Raw genomic sequence first — 3,863 nt, 5'->3', positions numbered from 1 at the left:
ATGATACGACGGGCGTCCGGTTGCTTCGGGCACAATGCCTTCAAAGCCCAGAGCTCTCAACTCGAGTGCGTCGACAAAGGCGTCGATGACGCGCACCGGGTTATCGTCGCTGACCCAGTCCTCCAGGCTTTCGGGAAATAGGGTGGTCTGGCTGCGATCCACGCCTTCAACAAAGCGCCTCATCGGATCCTCCAAACAGAGCGGGCAATCCTACCACCAACCGCGTTTTGACACAGCCTGGGTCATGAAGCGATGTTCCCCTGCCCTCACGAACATCCGCTTAGGCCCGACGAGCGGACGAACGTATTACTTCCGAGAAGTGCCATGAGCTGTCATTGGCACCGCAAGGTTTCAAGCGCGAGAGGGGTGAACCGTTTGCCTCCAGAGACGATGCTGAGGGCTCAAGCGCACCTCGACCCCAACCTGAGATCGCTCCCTAGCGTGGGTCCATCTGTCGGCGTGCCAAAATAAGGTCGTCAGGCTTCAGGCCGTGCGCCCCTCGAAACGGCTGATCGAGGATAGCTACCATGTAAACAACAAGCCCGATGAAGATCGTCAGCACGCCCCCCAAGACGAAATGGCTTGTGCGCTTCAAGTCAAAAAGCCACAGAACAAAGACGTTCAGAACCGCCCCAATGAGGACGACATACCAAATCACTGGAGGAATGCTCGTCTCGGCTGCCTGAATGCGAAGGCGACGGCGTTCCACGAAGTCGCTGAGCGTCCGCAGGGTTTCCCGATGCATCACATCCTCGCCGGCCTCACGATCTGGCTTGAAGCTCAATAGTTGCCGATCAAGGTCGTCCACCAGGGTCATGCCTTGGGTTGAGGCTTTGTTGCGATGCTGTTCCTTCCAGCCGGGCCCCGTCTCCTCATCTAGATATTGGCGGAGAAGCCCCATGAGCGAGGTGCGGGCCGGCTCCGGATAGCCGCTGACATTACGGTACAACGCTACGATGCTGGAGGCTTCCTGACCGATGGCATCTCTGGCCTTGTCGTAATTGTCGAAGACCGCAATCGACAGCAGAGCCAGGAGTACGCCGTAGTAGAGAGCAAAGGCGTTCAGGAGGAGACCAACCAGCGTGTTCGGGTTTTTCTCACCTCGCAAGAGCTGGCCGACAAGCGGCTGTAGAAACGCCGACCCAATGAGGGTCGGCACCAGGAAGCACCCGCACACGACTGCGGCGCCAAGTCCAACGGGTAGTTCGTGCAACCAGTCAATCACAGCCCGGCTCAGTTATCGCGGCTACTCAGGAGTGGATGGCCGCATAATAATCCATCTCGGACGATCCCCAGGGGCGAAAGTGGGTTAGGGAGGGGCAAGCTAAGCATGATGCGAGCAGCTTCGATGCCTCCGCGCAACGTCTGCCTCGGGTCAAAATTTCACGTTCCGGACGCTTAGCAAACGGCAGCACTTGAGTGCCGAAGCGGACCAAACGCTTAAGTCTCAGGAGTGCCGCCAATGGACCTTATACGTCTTGCCAACAGACGCTTCCTACCCCGTCACTGCTCCCTCATTGGCCGGTTTGGCAAGCTTGGCAAACTTGGCCAGAACGCCACGCGTGTAACGGGGGGCAGGCTGACGCCACGCCGCACGGCGGTGTGCAAGCTCCTGATCACCGACATGGAGGTGCAGCAGCAGTCTGTGGGCGTCGATCGTGATGGTATCGCCTTCCTGCACAAGAGCGATTGTGCCGCCTTCGTAGGCTTCCGGCGCAACGTGTCCGACCACCATGCCCCAAGTGCCGCCCGAAAAGCGGCCGTCTGTAATCAGGCCTACGCTCTCCCCAAGCCCACGGCCAATGATCGCCGACGTCGGCGCCAACATTTCCGGCATGCCAGGCCCTCCCTTTGGCCCGAGATAGCGCAGGACCAGGATGTCCCCTGGTTTGATCCGGTCCGACAGGATCGCCTCCATCGCCGATTCCTCATCCTCAAAGACCCGGGCAGGACCGCTGATGACCGGGCTCTTGAGGCCGGTAATCTTGGCGACCGCGCCATCCTCGGCGAGGTTGCCCTTGAGAATGGCGAGGTGGCCCTCTGCGTAAAGAGCTTGGCCGATCGGGAAAATGACATTCTGGTCCGCCCGCGGCGTATCCGGCACATTGGCAAGTTCCTCCGCAATGGTCCGGCCGGTGATCGTGAGACAGTCGCCATGCAGCAGGCCCGCATTGAGCAGAACCTTCAGCACCTGCGGCACGCCACCCGCCCGGTGCAGATCCACGGCCATGTATTGCCCTGAGGGCTTCAGGTCGCAGATGACGGGCACCTTGCGGCGCATGCGCTCGAAGTCATCAAGCGTCCATTCGACCTCGGCAGCGTGCGCAATCGCTAGATAATGCAAGACGGCATTGGACGAGCCCCCTGTCGCCATGATCAGGGCCACTGCGTTCTCGATGGATTGACGGGTGATGATATCGCGCGGCTTGATGTCCTTTTTGACTGCATCGACCAGCACGCGGGCCGATTGAGCTGCGCTGTCGATCTTCTCCTGGTCCGGATTGGCCATGTTGGAGGAGTAAAGCAACGACATGCCGAGTGCCTCGAAGGACGAGCTCATGGTATTGGCGGTGTACATGCCGCCGCACGACCCGGTGCTTGGACAAGCGTGCCGCTCGATGCCGTCGAAGTCCTCTTCACTCATCTGCCCGGCCATGAACGCACCGACCGCCTCAAAGGCCGAAACGATGGATAGATCCTGGCCCTTCCAATGGCCCGGCTTGATGGTGCCGCCATAGACATAGATCGCCGGAACATTCGCGCGGGCGATGCCGATCATGCCGCCCGGCATGTTCTTATCGCAGCCGCCAATGACGAGAACCCCGTCCATCCATTGGCCCTGCACACAGGTCTCGACGCAATCGGCAATCACCTCGCGCGAGATGAGGGAGTACTTCATGCCCTCGGTGCCCATGGACATGCCATCGGAAATGGTCGGAGTGCCAAACACCTGCGGGTTAGCACCCACCGCCTTAATCGCGGTGATGGCAGCATCTGCCAGCGGCTGAAGGCCGGCATTACAAGGTGTGATGGTCGAATGAGCGTTGGCAATGCCGATCATCGGCTTGTCGAAGTCGGCCTTCTCATAGCCGAGAGCGTAATACATGGCGCGGTTAGGAGAACGCGCTACGCCCTTTGTAATATGCTGCGATCGTTTGTTGAAGGGCATGATATCCTCCCTGCTGGATCCAACCCGTCCAAGCTTCATCCGTAACGATTCTAAAGGATGGCAAAGCAAAGCGAGAAGAGAGATTTGTTATTCTGGGGAACGCAGTGTCATGCTCAACCATAATGGGCTGGACGCGAAAGAAACGTGCTTCGGCGTTTCAACGCACCAGTGCAACTGCCAACACCTCGTCCTGAATGTCTCCTATGGGTCAATCTGAGCCCCTAAGCGCGACCGTGTGAAGGTTCGCTTACTCCCCGATTGCGGAAGTACGGCTAAGGTCTGCCTCGTGCCGATTTTGTTCTCTAATGGGTCAAGGGGCAGCTCTCCTATCCTGAGCAATTGTGCGCTTCCAAGGGTGTCTGCGTTCTCTACGTGCTCCAGGGCACTTGATGGGGTCAGCTGGAGTGGAGCGACTTGGTTGAAACCGCAGTCGGCTCTTGGCACAGGCCGCATACGACAAATTCGGCGTCGTCATCCACACCCTCCCTTGGGCAACGCTCCGGCTCGGGAGCTCGTCTCGACCTGCTTCTGCTGCTCCTCTCAGGCGGCCTGGAACGTGGTGCCATGCCGGAGCATGGCATGCATGATGATCGCCAACCGGCGGGCGAGCGCCACGCGGGCCTTCCTCATCGTCGAGCGTCGGGCGATGCCGAGCGCCCACTCCTTGAGAGCCAGGGCGCCGCGGTAGCGAGCG

Annotated in this window: 2 protein-coding genes and 2 pseudogenes; all 4 read right to left on the bottom strand. The window is 59.5% G+C overall.

Annotation, left to right across the window (positions count from 1 at the left end; genetic code table 11):
* Nucleotides 1-183 (bottom strand): annotated as a pseudogene (locus ACXJKO_RS30470) (IS5/IS1182 family transposase); the annotation flags it as partial.
* A 253-nt stretch (nt 184-436) separates the two neighbouring features.
* Complete coding sequence (locus tag ACXJKO_RS30465; protein WP_457094757.1) at nt 437-1,159, bottom strand: bestrophin-like domain; 723 nt, start codon at nt 1,157-1,159, stop codon at nt 437-439.
* 336 nt (nt 1,160-1,495) lie between these two features.
* A complete protein-coding gene (gene ilvD / locus ACXJKO_RS30460; RefSeq protein WP_457094756.1) occupies nt 1,496-3,169 on the bottom strand; it encodes a dihydroxy-acid dehydratase in 1,674 nt (557 codons plus the stop codon).
* A gap of 540 nt (nt 3,170-3,709) precedes the next feature.
* A pseudogene (locus tag ACXJKO_RS30455) lies at nt 3,710-3,863 on the bottom strand (IS110 family transposase); the annotation flags it as partial.

The organism is Microvirga sp. P5_D2 (assembly GCF_054049475.1).
This window is presented reverse-complemented; position numbering and strand designations above follow the sequence as displayed.